At 34.2% G+C, this 17,175-nt stretch carries 14 protein-coding genes; 4 read left to right on the top strand and 10 right to left on the bottom strand.

From position 1 onward, the window contains the following. The first annotated feature begins 559 nt into the window (after positions 1-559). Positions 560-715 (top strand): transposase, encoded by a 156-nt coding sequence (locus QM017_RS02020; RefSeq protein WP_282708706.1) that lies wholly within the window; start codon positions 560-562, stop codon positions 713-715. Positions 716-1,071: 356 nt separating this feature from the next. On the opposite strand, the gene QM017_RS02015 is transcribed toward QM017_RS02020, so the two are convergent. The 8 genes from QM017_RS02015 to QM017_RS01980 form a co-directional block, all read right to left on the bottom strand. Then, positions 1,072-3,147, bottom strand: a complete 2,076-nt coding sequence (locus tag QM017_RS02015; protein WP_282708704.1) for an LTA synthase family protein — start codon at positions 3,145-3,147, stop codon at positions 1,072-1,074. A 92-nt stretch (positions 3,148-3,239) separates the two neighbouring features. Further along, positions 3,240-3,473 (bottom strand): YkuJ family protein, encoded by a 234-nt coding sequence (locus QM017_RS02010; RefSeq protein WP_282708703.1) that lies wholly within the window; start codon positions 3,471-3,473, stop codon positions 3,240-3,242. 175 nt (positions 3,474-3,648) lie between these two features. Next, positions 3,649-4,662: a lysylphosphatidylglycerol synthase transmembrane domain-containing protein gene (locus tag QM017_RS02005; RefSeq protein WP_178198250.1), complete on the bottom strand. Its 1,014-nt coding sequence runs from the start codon at positions 4,660-4,662 to the stop codon at positions 3,649-3,651. A gap of 4 nt (positions 4,663-4,666) precedes the next feature. After that, positions 4,667-5,686 (bottom strand): glycosyltransferase family 4 protein, encoded by a 1,020-nt coding sequence (locus QM017_RS02000; protein ID WP_282708701.1) that lies wholly within the window; start codon positions 5,684-5,686, stop codon positions 4,667-4,669. Between the two features lie 25 nt (positions 5,687-5,711). Further along, entirely contained in the window at positions 5,712-6,890 is a 1,179-nt protein-coding gene (locus QM017_RS01995; RefSeq protein ID WP_178198252.1) for a glycosyltransferase family 4 protein, read from the bottom strand. A 419-nt stretch (positions 6,891-7,309) separates the two neighbouring features. Beyond that, a complete protein-coding gene (ptsP, locus tag QM017_RS01990) occupies positions 7,310-9,031 on the bottom strand; it encodes a phosphoenolpyruvate--protein phosphotransferase (protein WP_282708700.1) in 1,722 nt (573 codons plus the stop codon). Then, positions 9,031-9,297, bottom strand: a complete 267-nt coding sequence (locus tag QM017_RS01985; RefSeq protein ID WP_178198254.1) for a phosphocarrier protein HPr — start codon at positions 9,295-9,297, stop codon at positions 9,031-9,033. Before QM017_RS01985 ends, ptsP begins: the two co-directional genes overlap by 1 nt. A gap of 218 nt (positions 9,298-9,515) precedes the next feature. After that, positions 9,516-9,707: a hypothetical protein gene (locus QM017_RS01980; protein ID WP_178198255.1), complete on the bottom strand. Its 192-nt coding sequence runs from the start codon at positions 9,705-9,707 to the stop codon at positions 9,516-9,518. A 177-nt stretch (positions 9,708-9,884) separates the two neighbouring features. Between QM017_RS01980 and QM017_RS01975 the strand changes: the two genes are divergently transcribed. From QM017_RS01975 to QM017_RS01965, 3 genes are all read left to right on the top strand, one after another. Then, on the top strand, positions 9,885-12,056 hold the full coding sequence (locus tag QM017_RS01975; protein ID WP_282708699.1) for an ATP-dependent Clp protease ATP-binding subunit: 2,172 nt from the start codon (positions 9,885-9,887) through the stop codon (positions 12,054-12,056). A 194-nt stretch (positions 12,057-12,250) separates the two neighbouring features. Further along, on the top strand, positions 12,251-12,526 hold the full coding sequence (locus tag QM017_RS01970; RefSeq protein ID WP_178198257.1) for a DUF1827 family protein: 276 nt from the start codon (positions 12,251-12,253) through the stop codon (positions 12,524-12,526). A gap of 477 nt (positions 12,527-13,003) precedes the next feature. Next, complete coding sequence (locus QM017_RS01965) at positions 13,004-14,083, top strand: MucBP domain-containing protein (protein ID WP_178198258.1); 1,080 nt, start codon at positions 13,004-13,006, stop codon at positions 14,081-14,083. 37 nt (positions 14,084-14,120) lie between these two features. On the opposite strand, the gene QM017_RS01960 is transcribed toward QM017_RS01965, so the two are convergent. Together QM017_RS01960 and QM017_RS01955 are read right to left on the bottom strand one after the other, a co-directional pair. Further along, positions 14,121-15,698: a peptide chain release factor 3 gene (locus QM017_RS01960; protein ID WP_282708698.1), complete on the bottom strand. Its 1,578-nt coding sequence runs from the start codon at positions 15,696-15,698 to the stop codon at positions 14,121-14,123. Between the two features lie 118 nt (positions 15,699-15,816). Beyond that, on the bottom strand, positions 15,817-17,172 hold the full coding sequence (locus QM017_RS01955) for a hemolysin family protein (RefSeq protein ID WP_282708697.1): 1,356 nt from the start codon (positions 17,170-17,172) through the stop codon (positions 15,817-15,819). Positions 17,173-17,175: the final 3 nt, after the last annotated feature.

Below are 17,175 nucleotides of genomic sequence, written 5' to 3'. Positions count from 1 at the left end.
ACATCTCAGCGACAAGTAATATATTATCAACTTTATTAATTTAAGTCAACACTTTTTGAAATTTAATTTTAAAAAATCACATATTTTTTATCCTAGTAAAAATTACAATCAAAACTCTTAAATGACCAGGCTACTTACTTTCAAACTTCATCAAATTTACTTATGTACTTTCTTAATTAATTGCTTAAACCTCCAATACAATAAAAAATTTATTCAGACTAACTTAAATATTAAAAAACGCGGTCCTAATTTTTTGGTAAAAAACAAAAACAGACATATGAAAATATCCGTTAAAATAAAATGGTAAGAAAACTTCAATGATTCTTTTGAATCGTTGTGCAAATAAAAAAACTTACCTGCGCTTAAAAATCAACGTTATCATTATCGGTCTTGCCAAAGATATTTTACGGCACGAACTTAGCTAGTTAATCCTTCGTGCTTTATTTCAAAATAAGTTCACTACGCTATTTTAGAAGAATTGACTAAAATTTAAATTATATGGACAAAGATACAGGTGAGCTCTTTGATATCTTGCATAATTACAGGAAAAAGGACTTAGTTGCTTATTCGTCTGGGTGTGCACTATATCGTTACTGATATGAATGTCGCTTATTATTCTTTGATTAAAGAATGTTTTCCAAATACCAAACGTTTCCATATTGTTCAACACTTAAATCGTGCCTTTGACGGTGTCTGCAAACAAATCATGAAGTAATTAAACCCAAAAAATCCTAGCCAAGCTAAATATCGGCAGCTAAAATCTTTATACAGATTATTTTTAAAGCCAGAAGAAAGATTAGACTTTACCACATTTAAAAAATGGCAGAAGTTTCAGTGGAGTTATTTAATAAAAAAATGAGGTTATTTCCTTCCAACGAATTAAAATAAGCCTATGAATATTATCAAAATCTGCTTTATGCTTATCACAAAAAGCAAGCAAAAAAGCCCTCTTCACTGGAAAACTCCAGTAAAGAGAGCTCAAAAATCAAAATTAATAACTTTAATCTTTGCTGACTACTCTATCCAAAAAGTCTAAAACTTACACTATTCTAGAACCTCTTTGTGATATTGTTATTTCAATTCAGGCGCATCCGTTTGATATAAATCTTGTGTAGATTTACCACCATTCTTATCTATAACACTTGTCCTATTCTTTTGACGTGCTTCTTTAAGTTGCTTAATCCCATTACTATACTTATAGCTAAATTGCGATTTATCTACTTTAGTAAAGCCACTAGGTGTATAGAAACGTAACAAATCACCTGTTACAATTTTATCAGATAATGATAATGTTTCATCTGCATACTTTTGTTGCGTATCAACTTCTTTTTGTTGCTCTGCAGTCAAACTATCTGTGACATCTTGTCCTTGATTATTATATACTTTACTACCAATCTTGCTAAAGTTTGGCGATACAAAATCCCCGTTTCTAAATACAACGGTTTGATTGCGATCTTTTGCCAACAAATCATTACCTAATTGAATAGTATCTGTGTTTTTAATCCCTAAAAGATCCATCAATGTTGGCATCACATCGATTTCACCACCATAGGTATGATTGATACCACCTTTCAAACCAGGCATATGAATCATAAATGGAACCTTTTGGAACATTGCTAAATCATAATCAGAAACAGAATCTAACCCTAAAAGTTGAGCAATTGCTTTTTTATGATTATTTGAAATACCATAATGGTCTCCATAAGCAACAATCATAGAGTTATCATATAAACCAACCTTCTTCAAATAAGACATAAACTCGCCAAATGCATCGTCTAAATAGCGTGCAGTTTGTACATAACCATCAACAGTCTTATCTCCGGTAGTTGTTTTTTCGATATTTTGATTTTGCTTGTCTATTTCATATGGGTAGTGATTAGTTACGGTAATCAATTTAGCATAAAACGGTTGTGGCAATTGTTCGATATATTTAGCTGATTGTTGCAAGAAAATCTTATCTTTTAAGCCGTAACCAATACTATAATTTGTTTTATTGTCATAATAATCTTCACTAAAGAAATATTGATATCCCCAAGACTTATAGGTATTATCGCGATTCCAAAAACTACCTACATCACCGTGAAATGCAGCTGTAGTGTAACCTCTTTGATCCAACATTGCTGGTAAGGCTTGGAAGGTATTAGACGTCCCATAAGAAGTCATAACTGAACCTGATGGTAAACCAAACAATGAGTTTTCAAGCATTGTTTCCGCATCAGATGTCTTACCTTGTCCTACTTGATTAAAGAAATTATCAAATGACAAGGTATTGGAGTCAGTATAAAACTTGTTAATATTTGGTGTAACCTCTTGGCCATTGACCCTATAGTTAATTAGGAATTGTTGGAAACTTTCTAAGTGGAAGATAAATACATTTTTACCTTTAGCTTGTCCAAAATATTCCATATTTGCCCCAACACGGTTCTTTTTCAAGTATTTCAAGACTTGATCCATATCGCTGCTGCTTGCATTAGCACGCGTTGAACTTTCCTTATGCGTTTGGTATGCATTATAACCAGCATAAAAGTTCAACCCCAAATATTTAACAATATAGTTATTATCAAATGTTCTAGTTAAAAGTTGTGAACGGTCTTTTTCCGCTAAAGTTAAATTAAAAGCAAACAAAACAATTGCAGCCATTGAAACAAATAGCGCATAGCGTTTCTTTAATGGCCGATAATCAATTCTAATGAATTTGGTTAATAACAACACTAATAAGACAACAAAATCTACAAAAATTAAAAAGTCACTTGGATGAATGATTTCGCTGATACTTAAAGTTAAGTTATTTGCAACTGAACCTGAGGATTTAATGATTCCAAAAGATAAGAAATCAGAAAATTCACGATAGTATAAGGTATTAGCAAACAACCATAATGATTCAATTAAATTGATAATCATCATAATCCAATATGCTTTTTTCCCTCTAAAGTAAAGAGCAATTCCAAAGATTAATAAAGCAGCCGGAATTGGATTAACTACTAACAAGAACTTTTGCATGTTGTTAGTAATCCCCAAAGAAAACTTACTTTGATAAACCCAATACGTTTTCAACCAAAACAACACAATTGTTAAGATGAAAAAACCTACACGGGTACTCAAAATATCCCGGATTTTATTTACTAAACGCAATTTGTTTTCCTCCATGTTAATTAGTATTTCTGAAAATAGATTATAGTTTAAAATAGCAAAAAGGGGAACATAACGCCCCCCATCTTCACAATTATTTAATAATTAGTTTAATAGTCGAGCAAATCATAGATTTCCAACGTTGCTAAGTCGATATTATCAAATTCGAACTTTTGATGATTGGAAAGTTCTTCTAGCTCAAAAGTTTCTGTTTGTGGATCGTAAGTCACAAAACATCTTTCTTGGCCATCTTTTTCAAAACGCCGTGATTGCGCCTCACCATTGGCACTTTTAATCATCGCATCTAGTCGCGAAATAATTGCTACAAGTTGTGAATTTTCCATCGTTTAACACGCCTCTTTCCTAAAAAGTTTGCATAGTCTCACTAGACTTATCTTAGGCAGTTTGAAACTGCGCAATTTGCTTTGCTATTTTTAGCAAGTTAATGCACCGCTTTGATTATACCGTATCTGGCAAAAGATAGCGATAGTTAAGTTAAGAAAAAACATTACAACTTTATTAAGAACGTTTTTTTTGTGGCTTAACAACTAAAGCTACAATACCACAAAACATCCCCAAGTAATAGGTGATTAAGCGCCATAAAATCATGGCTAAAACTAATTTAGCCCCTCCGTGTAGGAAAGTCGCAAAAATAATAGAAAAGCTGTATTCTGCGCCCCCTGTTCCTCCTGGAATCGGAAATAACGAAATCACCATTACAATCAAAACATGTAGCGTAGTCACCATTAAAATATTAGCATGTGTAATTCCTAGAGCTAATAAAATAAAATATGGAATCACATAATAAAACATTAGCTGAATCAAAGTCAAAATGCATATTTTAAAAATCATCATTTTATCTTCTTTAAGACGTAGACTTTCTTGATAAAATGAATCAATTTTAACATCAATTTTTTCTTCCCACTTAGGATATAAGCTTTTGTTTTTCAAAAGTTTTAACGGTAACAAGCAAATATGCACCATCTTTTTGGTAAATTTATACCAATACATCACCAACAATAAACCTATGATTACCGTAAAATGAATCAAAAAGCCAAAAATAACCAACAAAGCTAAGACATGTAGTTTGCTTTCAAGATAATGAAATCCTAACAACAAGCAAAAAACAAAATTTACAACAATCATTGCTTGATACACAATAAACTTCATCAACAAAATTGAGGTTGCTTTTCCTGCATCAACTCCAGATTGAACTAAAGCAAAAAGCTGGGCCGGTTGACCACCAGTTGCAAAAGGTGTAATCCCGTTAAAAAGTTGTTCAATTAATGGCACGCGTAAAGCATTTTTAAATCCAAAATCGGCATGTTTCTCTTTTAATAGCAATTGAACCACTACCGCCTCAATCCCAAAAGATATCAACATACATAAAACTGCAACTAATAGCCATTCCCAACGCAAATTAAAAATGTCTACCATTAAATTTTCAAATGGCACTTTGCGCATAGAATACCACATAATCAATCCGCCAAGAATTAACATTAAAACTAATGTAATCTTATTTTTCCTAGTCATCTCACTATTCTCCTACAAGCTTAGCGTAATACTTTTTCCAAATCTCTGCTAATCGTTGCTCAGAGTAATAACTTGCTGCTTTTTTTGATTTTTGTTGTAAAAGTGCTAATTTTTCAGGTGAATCCTTAAGTTCATTTAACTTAAACCCCATCTGTTCAACATCTTGTGCTGGTTCATAGTAACCTGAAATTACAGCATCATATAACTCCAAATCACGCACCATAACCGCAACATTACAACTAAATGCTTCTAAAATACTCATCGGAAACAGTTCATTATAAGACGGTAATAAAAAAATATCAGCAATATTATAATATTCATTCATCTTTTGACGATCAACAATTCCCGTAAACAATAAATTTGCTGGTGGATTATCCACAATCCTACTCAATTGTTGATATCCATCAGTCATTTTCCCAAATGAAAATCCGCCAACCCAAATAAATTGCATATCTGGATTTTCTTTGGCTAATTGCACAAAATCTAACACACCTTTTCGTTGTTGTACTTGGCCTACACCGAGTACAACAAATTTATCTTCAGCTATAGTATATTTTTGGCGCAAATCCAACTTTTGTTGCTTGGTTTGTGGATAAAATGTCTTAGTTGATACGAAATTGGGAATATACGTAATCTTTTGTTTTTCAATTCCATAAGCTGTTAATTTAGGAATAAACGTTGGATTAACTACTACAAGGGCATCCATTCGCTTATAAAATGCAATCATATACTTATAAAAAATCCATTTAATTACTTTAGGTAATTGCAAACTACCTTCAATCGTTTCAGGTAAAAAATGAACATACCCAACATTAACACCACGATTAGGTAAAAAACTCGCTAAATAATACTGTGGATCAATTGTATGATAATGACTAATATCAACTTTTTTTAACTGATTAATTGTTATTTTTAGCTCATTTGGAAAAAATTTTTCTAAAAGTTCAACTAATTCGTTATAAGCACTGCCCACTCCTTGGCCTTTCACCTTATCAGCCGAAGAAAACATGTTAATTTTAAGCATTCAAAAACCCCTTTAAATTTAGCGCCTATATCCGTTCTCCTGCACGACTAGTTAAATTAGCAAGATACCTTTTTCGACTTGCATGATAAAAATCCATTACTTGTATCCCAAAATTTTCAGCTGAAATAGCCATTAATTTTGCTTGCAACGGTTCTGGATCATTATATCGTTTAGGATATAACAAATATTCGCTGATCACTGCAACAAGTTGTTCTTTTGTCGCAACAGTTTGTCCAATGTTTGGATTATCTAATAACTCATCGGTGTATGGACTATGTTGTGCAACAACCTTAACACCTGCCGCTAAAGCTTCAATATAAGTTAAGCCTTGTGATTCTGAAACTGAAGTCGATGCAAATACATCTGCCATACGATAATAATTTGCAACTTCATCATTGTCTATTTCACCAGTAAAAATCACTTGTTGAGTTAAGCCTAAGTCCGTAACTTGTTGTTGCAAAGATTCTCTAGCTGGCCCATCTCCACAAATCATCAATTTAGCATGTGGAACTTTAGTTAAAATATCAGGTAACACAGCAATTAATTTATCAATATCTTTTTCAAACGCCAAGCGACTCAATGTTAAAATCAATGGCGTATCTGCTGTTAATTGATATTTTGCCCGTAAATTTTCATCTTGTTTGGTTTGAAATTTACTCAAATCAACACCTGTTGGAATAATGCTAATTGGTTCTTTAACACCATATGCCAATAAGGTATCTAAAACGCGTGTACTTGGAGCAATTACCCCACTCATATGATAACAATATGTCTTAGTCATTTGTTTAACGTGATATGGCCTTAGTAGCTTACCTTTGGCTACATAATGCAAATAATCTTCATACATTGTATGATATGTATGAACACATGGAATCTTTAAATTCTTAGCAACAAATTTACCAATTAAGCCCATTGAAAATTCAGTTTGTGTATGCACGATATCCAAGTTTAATTCTTTAGCAACTTGATACGCATGAAACATCCCCCGAATCGCAATTCTTCGATCCGTAAATGAAACAAACGGAATACTTGTAAAGCGGAAAATATTACGCTCATAGATACTTTTATCAACATTAGGATCTGTTGTTGTGAAAATATAAACATTATGACCTTGACGTTCTAATTGTGAGCGTAAAGTCTTAATTGATGTAGCTACTCCACTAACTTGTGGATAATAAGTATCTGTAAACAATCCGATATTCACGAGTATCCCCCTTTCTAAAATTACCTCTCTAGTCTCTGTTAATTATATTGTTTTACCGCAACTATTGCAACGTTAAGCCCTTTTCTTGAGAAAAAAACATAACAATTCTTAAGTAGTATATATCTAAATATATGATTCACTATATTATACGTTATATAATATAGTTTGTAAAGTAATGTTTAAAGAAGAATTAAATTACTACCGCTATTAAAAACTCTAGTAATCATATTTTTATAAGAAAAATATCACAATTAACATTTAAAAAAGAATTTATATACATAATTCTTTGCATCTGTGTTTATTAAACAAAAAAGCTCTCCGTACTGGCAAAACCAGTAAAGAGAGCCAAAAAATCTCACAGCAAAAATTACTGTGAGACTTTTTTAAAGCTGACGTTTATCAACTTCTTAAAGAATTAATTATTTTGTATATTCAGCAACCAAAGCTTCAACTTCTTCAGTTGTTTCACATTCATTAACAGCTTTATCAGCTAATTCTTGCATCTTAGCAGAATCAAGCTTCTTCATCAAGCTACGTGTCTTCAAGATTGAAGTTGCGCTCATGGAGAATTCATCTAAACCAAGACCTAACAATAACGGTACAGCAACTTGGTCACCGGCCATTTCGCCACACATACCAGTCCACTTACCCTCTTTATGAGAAGAATCGATGATATTTTTGATGAGGCGTAAAATTGATGGGTTATATGGTTGATATAGGTAAGATACGCGTTCGTTACCACGGTCTGCTGCCATTGTGTATTGGATCAAATCGTTTGTTCCGATACTAAAGAAGTCAGCATATTTAGCCAACTTATCTGCAATCATTGCAGCAGCTGGGATTTCCATCATCATACCTACTTCGATGTCATCAGAAACAGCTACACCTTCACTGATGAGCTTAGCTTTTTCTTCTTCAAAGATAGCTTTAGCATCTTTGAATTCTTTAACCGTTGCAATCATTGGGAACATAATTGCTAAACGACCAAATGCAGATGCACGTAGCAAAGCACGTAATTGTGTTCTAAAGATATCTTGACGTTCTAAACAGATACGAACGGCACGATAACCCAAGAATGGATTTTCTTCTTCAGGAAGTGGTAAGTAAGGTAATTCCTTATCCCCACCAATATCCATTGTACGAACAACAACTTGCTTGCCGTTCATACCTTCTAAAGCTTCTTTATAAGCAACGAATTGATCTTCTTCACCAGGAAGTTCACTTGCATCCATGTATAAGAATTCTGAACGGAACAAACCAACTGCTTCAGCACCGTTATCGTTAGCACCTTCAACATCTTTAGGTGTTCCGATGTTTGCGCCTAAGATAACTTCTTTGCCATCAGCGGTTACAGTTTTAGCATCTTTTAATTGCTTCCATTCAGCTTTTTGAGCTGCAAATGCTGCAGCTTTTTCTTGATATTGTGCTAATTGCGCTTCACTTGGGTTAACTAAAGCATCCCCGTTGATACCATCAATGATAACAACATCGCCTTCTTTAACTTCACTTGTTGCGTTACCAGAACCAACAACTGCAGGAATTTCCAAAGTACGTGACATGATAGCCGAATGTGAGGTACGACCACCGATATCTGTAATGAAACCTTTAACAAAGTTGCGATCTAATTGAGCTGTATCTGATGGTGTCAAATCATGCGCAATAATCACAACTTCTTCGTTAATTAAAGCTGGGTTAGGTAAAGTTACGCCTAACAAATGGCTTAAGATACGTTTAGTAACGTCACGAATGTCACTAGCACGTTCTTGCATGTAAGCATTGTCTGTCATTGCTTCAAACATGGAAATAAACATGTCTGTAACACTCTTCAAAGCAGCTTCTGCGTTCACTTTATCAGATGTAATCTTGTCTTTGATTTGACCTAACAATTCTGGATCGGCCAAAATAGTCAAGTGAGCTTCAAAAACTTCTGCTTCTTCCGCACCTAAGTTTTCAGCTGCTTTAGCCTTAATAGCTTCAAGTTCTGTCTTAGATGTAGCTACAGCATCGTCAAGACGCTTAATTTCTGCTTCAGGATCTGCAATGCTTGTTTCAGAAAATGACAAATCGGGTTGGACAAGCATATATGCCTTAGCAGCTGCAATACCATCACTAGCTGCGATCCCCTTTAACATTTTCGTCATTATTCAGCAAGTCCTTCCTTGTTCATTGTTTCAACAATTGCTGCAATTGCTTCTGCTTCGTCTGCACCTTCAGCAGAGATTGTTACGTCTGCACCTTGGCCTACACCTAAAGACATAACACCCATGATGGATTTCAAGTTAACTGACTTGCCATTGTATTCCAATGTGATGTCAGAGTTAAACTTGCTAGCAGCTTGCACAAGCAATGTTGCTGGACGTGCGTGAATCCCTGTTTCTGCAATTACGTGAAAATCTTTCTTTTCCATTTTGTATCATTCTCCTTTGAGATATTTAATTTTTTAGACGAACAACTTATGAAAATGAGACCTAGAAAAACGAACACGTTTTCATTATTTCTAGTTCCAAAAATCGGCGCGAGTTGTCCACCCATTAAGAAAATAGTAACATGAATCATTGCGCAAAACAAGTTTTTGTTTTCGCAATCATCGCTTGAGAGCGCTACATTTCAAACATTCTGTTTCACCTATTTTTGGCTACCATCATCGTAATGATACAAGATATCGCCCCCCCGCAAGGCCTTGCCGACAATATTTTTTTTATGTGAATAATTCATAAAATACGGTTGAAAAGTCATAAATTCATCAGCTTTAATCAATAAATCTTGTATTTCATTTGTACGTAGTTTTTCTAATAATTCTTGATAATCTTGCGTCATTTAATCCTCCTAAAGTTCCGAATAAATTCTTAGCTTATCTTTAAGTTTAGTGACTAAAAGTAAAAATGCAAGAGTTTTTACTTGCAGTTTAACACTAAGCTCGTATAATAAATATATAAAGGTCAAAATTGGTCAAACAATGATCTAAGATTTTTTCAGAAGGGATGTGACTGTATCATGTTATGTCAAAATTGCCAACAAAATCCGGCAACGATTCATTTAACTACTAACATTAATGGACGCCAAGCATCAGTTGATCTTTGCCAACGCTGTTATCAATCATTGCGTACACAAAACAACAACTATTCTAATTTTTTAGGTTTAGATAATTTACGTAATCTTTTTGATTCAGCTAACTTCACTATGCCTAAGGCTAGTCAAAATCAAAATCCTACAAACAATGAAAACTTCTCTCAAATGCCTAATCAAGCTCAAGAGAAAAATAAATCCCTTTTAAGTCAATTTGGTTTGGATTTAACAAATGAAGCTAAAAATGCCAAAATTGATCCAGTTATTGGACGTGATCAAGAAATCGCACGCGTAATCGAAATTTTGAATCGTCGCACTAAAAATAATCCAGTTTTAATTGGTGAAGCAGGTGTCGGTAAGACTGCTGTTGTTGAGGGATTAGCTCAAAAAATTGTCGATGGCGATGTACCTCAAAAGCTTTTAAACAAGCGGGTCGTGCGTTTAGATGTGGTTTCATTAGTTCAAGGCACCGGTATCCGTGGTCAATTTGAAGAACGGATGCAACAATTGATGCAAGAACTTAAGCAACATCCTGAAATCATCTTATTTATCGATGAAATTCATGAAATCGTCGGTGCTGGGAAAGCCGAAGGAAGTATGGATGCTGGGAATATCTTAAAACCAGCTTTAGCTCGTGGAGAATTACAACTCGTTGGAGCAACGACACTTAATGAATTTCGGACAATCGAAAAAGACGCTGCCTTGGCTCGCCGTTTGCAGCCAGTTCAAGTTGATGAACCTTCAATTACTGAAACAATTAGGATTTTAGAAGGTATTCAAGCTAAATATGAAGCTTATCATCACGTTAAATATACACCACAAGCAATTCAAGCCGCTGTTAAACTTTCAGCTCGTTATATTCAAGATCGCTTCTTACCAGATAAGGCGATCGATTTATTAGATGAAGCAGGTTCTAAGAAGAATTTGACTATTCATACACTTTCACCAGAAGTAATCGATGAAAAAATTACTGATGCTGAAAATAAAAAACAAGCAGCCCTTAAAGATGAAGACTATGAACAAGCTGCTTATTATCGTGATCAAGTTACTAAATTTAATACAATGAAGCAAAATAGTGTCACTGACGAAGATGCACCAATTGTTAGCGAACATGATATGGAAAAAATTGTCGAAGAAAAGACAAATATCCCTGTTGGTGAACTCAAAGCCCAAGAAAAACAACAGCTAAAAGATTTAGCAAGTAATTTAGAAAAGCATGTTATCGGACAAGATGAAGCCGTTGCTAAATTAGCTCGTGCAATTCGGCGCAACCGGATTGGATTTAATAAATCCGGGCGTCCAATCGGATCATTTTTATTCGTTGGACCAACCGGTGTCGGTAAAACCGAAACTGCTAAACAACTTGCTAAAGAACTGTTTGGTTCTCAAGATGCAATGATTCGTTTTGATATGAGTGAATATATGGAAAAATTCTCGGTATCAAAATTAATTGGTTCTCCTCCTGGATATGTAGGTTATGAAGAAGCTGGTCAGTTAACCGAACAAGTTCGGCGTCATCCATATAGTCTTTTATTATTGGATGAAGTAGAAAAAGCTCATCCAGATGTCATGCATATGTTTTTACAAATTTTAGATGATGGACGTTTGACTGATTCGCAAGGTCGTACGGTTTCATTTAAAGATACCATCATCATCATGACATCAAATGCCGGAAGTGGTGATTCAGTTGTTAGTGTCGGATTTGGGGCTACTGCTAATCAAACCACACATGCAATTACCGATAAGCTTTCAAAATATTTCAAGCCTGAATTTTTGAATCGCTTCGATGATATTATCGAATTTACCCCTCTTTCAAAAGAAAACTTGTTGACAATTGTTGCGCTATTACTAACTCAAGTTGATGAAACCTTGCAAACTCAAGGACTTCATTTCGCTTATGATCAAGCAACTGCTGAAAAACTTGTTAAATTAGGTTATAACCCACAAATGGGAGCTCGTCCTTTAAGACGTGTCATTCAAGAACAAATTGAAGATAAAATTGCGGATTATTACTTAGATAATCCAACAGCCAAACAATTTATGGCTAGTGTCGTAGACGATCAAATCGTCATTAACGCACCTAATGCCACTCAAGATTAATAAAAAATAGCTACCTGACTCGAATGAATCACTTTTTAATTTCCAGGTTCATTTCAGTCTTGGTAGCTATTTTTTATGCTAAGAGCGACACTTTTTAATATTCATCTCAATTTATTTCATATATTATGTTTTTACTAAACACAATTTAATATATAATGTATATTAGAGGATAGTAACGAAAAGGAGGAAAAATTATGAACCTGATTGACGTGACCAATAGTTATGCAACAACGATTCGTCATGAGTTGTTACATTCACCCGTCCACTTTATCAAAGTTTATTCCTTAGGCAATTCTAAGGTTGTTTTCAAAAAGAAATTTGATATCGCTGAAATCATTATTTCAAACAAGGTTCGTCCCATCACCGACCAAGAAATTACCTTTGTTTCACAAAAGCTTCTTGGTGAAGAGGCAAATCGTGCAACGGTTACTAAAACACCAAATCTAGTCGAAGTTAGCCTTGAACACTAATAATTCAACTAAAATTTCAAAAAGTATTTGTGATAAATTTACAGCAGTAACTAGTAATATTTCGATATATTTAAGAAATCTCTTGAAGCTTGTTAGATTAGTACTTACTTTTATTTATTAAAGAGAGTTAAGGATATATCAATAATTTAAGTGATGTATAAAATATAAAGAGCAGTTGGTCTTGAGATTAACTGCTTTTTAAGTATTTATATTCTTTAAATTATATTGTTATAGCCAAAATCAACCAATCGTAATATATTCATGGTAAAATAAATTAGTTAAATGATTATAAAGATGTATTTATACAGATAATCTAAAATACTTCTATAAGTTTTATGGTGGGATTTTTAGTTGTAGCAAACATATGAAACTTTTATAATAGGAGATAGTTAGAGATAAAATTAATATCCAATTACAAGTAATTTAAGCTAATTTACGGTATAATTGGATAAGACTAGAAGTTAGGAGGACTAAATAGTGGCATTTTTGGGACTGTGGCATAATCTTTCTAAAAAATTTAATAAGCGTCGTACTTATCGTAAACAATTTAAGCAATCTGCTGCTACATACGATAAAAAAATAAGCGTGCCACAGACTGATACCACAAATTCGGCACCTTCTGCCAAAACAACAGTACAGTCTGAATCTTTTAAACCCATGCATACTAAAACAACAGCAAAACAAGTTGCTTTGTTGATTACGTATCGAAATGAAGCTGGACAAGATTTATGCGCACCCGAGTTGATTTACGGACAAAAACATAGTGCAGTACATATAGAATTTAAGGAATTTAAAAACTATAATCTCACCCAAATTAAAGGGTTTACGACAACTTTAGTAGATGATTATGGCTTAGTAACATTGATTTATCGTGCTCAAGATGCTGGAGTGTTATGGTTATTTTGTCGTGACATTGACGATTTTCATCTTTTACAAGAGCCTCAGTTTATCAGTGGCAAGATGCAAGAAAAATATTCATTGGTTTCACCAGAATTGGCCGGCTATACTCTATTACGTGCTGAAGGCCAATTACGTGGGGTATTTGAAAGAAAACAAAAAATAGCTACTTTCTTTTATCGTAAAAAAGAATGGCTTAAAGTTATTTATGAACAAAAATGTCTCCAAATGAACACCTTTGTTAAATGTTTTGCATCTCCGGCTGGTAAGGAATTAAAGATTACGTTAGCCAAAGGAACAATTTGGCAAACATTTGAATCTATTCAATTAGCCGATGAGTCTTGGTGGCATTGCATGGGGGGAAATGTTTGGATTAAAGATGATTCAAATGCTTTTAGCGAAGTTCAAAATGCTTCACCTAATTTAAGTGCTGATTGGCAAATGTTAGGCCAACTAAATACACCAACCAAAGCAATAATTGATTATGTTCCTAATAAAAAACTAACTGTCTATGATCAGCCATTCGGTAAACCGACAGCTAAAATTAGCGATCATAGTAAGGTAAGTTTAAAGCAACACGTAACAATTCATGGACTAGATTGGTATCTTATCGCCAACAAAGGTTGGATTATCAAACAATATCTTAAATTTATCGATTAAAAAAGCACACTCTTCAAATTGAAGAATGTGCTTTTTATTATAGCTTTGCAGTTAATTTTACATCTGGATATTTATCACTAAACCAACGTTCAGAAAACTCATTTTCAAACAAAAACAATGGATCACCATGGCGATCTTTAACCAATAAGTTACGAGAACTCGACATCTTTTCATCGAGTTGTTCTGGATCAATCCAGCGTGCAATCTTTCTTCCCATCGGTGTCATCACAACTTCTGAGTTATATTCGTTAGCCATTCGGAATTGAAACACTTCAAATTGCAATTGTCCAACCGCACCTAAAATATAATCACCAGTACTATAACTTTGATAAAGTTGCACGGCTCCTTCTTGTACTAATTGTTGAATTCCTTTATGGAAAGATTTTTGTTTCATCACATTTTTAGCAGTTACTCGCATGAAAAGTTCCGGTGTAAATTGTGGTAATTTTTCAAATTGAACAGCTTTTTTACCGGTATAAATCGTATCACCAATTTGGAAATTACCTGTGTCATATAACCCAATGATATCTCCTGCTACGGCATTTTCAACTGTCTCACGTGTATCAGCCATAAATTGGGTTGAATTGGATAAACGAATCTTTTTGCCTGTCCGATTCAAGACAACATCCATTCCACGATCAAACTCGCCTGCACAAATTCGCACAAAAGCAATTCTATCACGATGGTTAGGATTCATATTAGCTTGAATCTTAAAGATGAAACCAGCAAAATTTTCATTGACTGGCTCTACAGCAGTTCCATCTTCGGTTTTGTGTGCACCTGGTTGCGGTGCAAATTGCAAGTAAGCATCCAAGAAAGTTTTTACCCCAAAATTAGTTAACGCTGATCCAAAGAAAACAGGTGTTAACTTACCTGCTGCAATCTTTGCTTCATCAAATTCATTTCCAGCTTCTTTAACCAACTCAATTTCTTCTAAAACTTGTTGATAAATGCTTTCTTCTTTAAGTGGTGCTTGTCCGACAATTTCACCATTTTCATCTAACTCTAGGAAACTTTGCGATTGATCTTCTTTTCGATACAGTTCAATCCGATGATTAAAGATGTCATACAAACCTTGCAAACCTTTCCCCATCCCGATTGGCCAGTTCATTGGATAAGCATCGATTCCTAAAACCTCTTCAAGTTCGGCAATTAATTCCAATGGTTCCCGTCCATCACGGTCTAATTTATTGATAAATGTAAAAATTGGAATTCCACGCATTTTACAGATTTGGAAAAGCTTTTTAGTTTGCGGTTCAATACCTTTAGCCGAATCCACAACCATCACAGCAGAGTCAACAGCCATCAAAGTCCGATAAGTATCTTCTGAAAAATCTTCGTGTCCTGGTGTATCTAAAATATTAACTCGTTTACCTGCATAATCAAATTGCATCACCGAACTCGTAACAGAAATTCCACGTTTCTTTTCAATTTCCATCCAGTCTGATTTAGCAAAATTCCCCGTTTTTTTCGCCTTAACAGTCCCTGCAGATCTAACAACACCCCCAAATAGCAATAATTGCTCAGTGATTGTTGTTTTTCCGGCATCGGGGTGCGAGATAATCGCAAATGTTCGCCGCATTTGAATTGCTTGTTTTAATTCTTCTTTATTCATGTCTACCTCTTTTATGCTTGTCTAAAATATCATACTCTATCTTACACTATATCCTTTTAAAGTTTCAACCGCTTAGGCAAATAAGAAAAAACGAAGTGTCTTAAACACTTCGCTAAAACTAACTTAAGCCCATTTTATTTTGAAGAGCTTGTTTTTCTTGTTCTCGTTGTAAGCGATATTGATTAAGTTTAGGCGATAAGAAAACTTTAATATCTAAAATACGATCGCCTTGCATCTTAGCCACTTGTAATTTAAGCTCATCAGCCGTTGTTATCACTTGTTCATCACCTTTGGCAGGAATCACACCTAAACGTCCAATCAGATACCCACCTATAGTATCGACATCATTCATCTCTAGTTCACAGCCAAATTCATCGTTAAAATCATCTAAGCTCAAACGTGCTGTTACTAAATATTGTCCATCAGCTAATTTTTGAATATCTTGTTGTGGTTCATCAGATTCATCTTGAATTTCGCCTACAATTTCTTCAATCAAATCTTCTAGGGTTACTAAGCCTACGACACCACCATATTCATCTAACAAGATTGCCATTTGATTTTGTGTTTTTTTCATCTCATACATAAGCTGATCAATAGTAATCGTTTCAGGCACAAAAAAGGCTGGTTGCATCACTTGGCGAATCGTTACATGATCAAAACCAAAACGTCTAGCTGCTTTAATTAAATTTTTAATATGCACAATCCCGATAACTTTGTCTTTATCTTCATGATAAATCGGTACACGTGAATAATCCATTTGCAAAATATCATCAATACTTCGATTATTATCATTTGTAATATCGATCATGAATGCATCAATTCTTGGCACCATCACTTCTCGTGCCATCTTATCATGCATTGAAATTACACCATCGATCATTTCAAAGTCATCATTGTCTAGTTCGCCGTTATTGCGACCATCCTCAATTAATTCAACGATATTTTGCCACGAAGCCTTCTTATAGTCGGCTTGATTATCATCTTGTTTTTCAAATAGCTGACTTAACAAATTACAAATAAACACTAATGGACTAAGCAAAACACTCACCCATATAGTAAAACTTGCTAGACGTGGAGCAGCTTTTTTAGGATCTTTTAACACGAGTTGTTTAGGAAGTTTTTCCCCTAAAACATCACGCACAATCGTCCACACTAAACAAATCCCTAATGAATATAAAAATAAATGGCTCCACATACTACTATACATCAACGCTACAACTTCTAATAAAACAACTGCTAACGTTGAAAAAGTTACCTTAGCTAGCCTTAAGCTACGCAAATACCGTGTCACATCTTTTGCTAACGTCAATAGACGTGCCTTTTTATTTGTATCTTGTTTGTCGGCTAAACTTTCTAATTGTTGTTTGCCCAAAACGTTTAAGACACATTCTGCGCAAGAAAATAACATAATCAATACTAAACTAAGAAAAACTATTCCCAGTAACCATAACTGCTGTCCCGGGTCGGCATTCATAAA

Source organism: Ligilactobacillus sp. Marseille-Q7487 (assembly GCF_949152225.1).
Lineage (GTDB): Bacteria > Bacillota > Bacilli > Lactobacillales > Lactobacillaceae > Ligilactobacillus.
The sequence above is the reverse complement of the archived record's forward strand: the minus strand, read 5'-3'. Positions and strand labels throughout refer to the sequence as shown.

Excerpts from the sequence above, each read along its gene's own strand:
- QM017_RS02015 (WP_282708704.1), bottom strand. The coding sequence starts at position 3,147 with ATGGAGGAAAACAAATTGCGTTTAGTAAATAAAATCCGGGATATTTTG.
- QM017_RS02010 (WP_282708703.1), bottom strand. The coding sequence starts at position 3,473 with ATGGAAAATTCACAACTTGTAGCAATTATTTCGCGACTAGATGCGATG.
- QM017_RS02005 (WP_178198250.1), bottom strand. The coding sequence starts at position 4,662 with ATGACTAGGAAAAATAAGATTACATTAGTTTTAATGTTAATTCTTGGC.
- QM017_RS02000 (WP_282708701.1), bottom strand. The coding sequence starts at position 5,686 with ATGCTTAAAATTAACATGTTTTCTTCGGCTGATAAGGTGAAAGGCCAA.
- ptsP (WP_282708700.1), bottom strand. The coding sequence starts at position 9,031 with ATGACGAAAATGTTAAAGGGGATCGCAGCTAGTGATGGTATTGCAGCT.
- QM017_RS01985 (WP_178198254.1), bottom strand. The coding sequence starts at position 9,297 with ATGGAAAAGAAAGATTTTCACGTAATTGCAGAAACAGGGATTCACGCA.
- QM017_RS01980 (WP_178198255.1), bottom strand. The coding sequence starts at position 9,707 with ATGACGCAAGATTATCAAGAATTATTAGAAAAACTACGTACAAATGAA.
- QM017_RS01975 (WP_282708699.1), top strand. The coding sequence starts at position 9,885 with ATGTTATGTCAAAATTGCCAACAAAATCCGGCAACGATTCATTTAACT.
- QM017_RS01970 (WP_178198257.1), top strand. The coding sequence starts at position 12,251 with ATGAACCTGATTGACGTGACCAATAGTTATGCAACAACGATTCGTCAT.
- QM017_RS01960 (WP_282708698.1), bottom strand. The coding sequence starts at position 15,698 with ATGAATAAAGAAGAATTAAAACAAGCAATTCAAATGCGGCGAACATTT.
- QM017_RS01955 (WP_282708697.1), bottom strand. The coding sequence starts at position 17,172 with ATGAATGCCGACCCGGGACAGCAGTTATGGTTACTGGGAATAGTTTTT.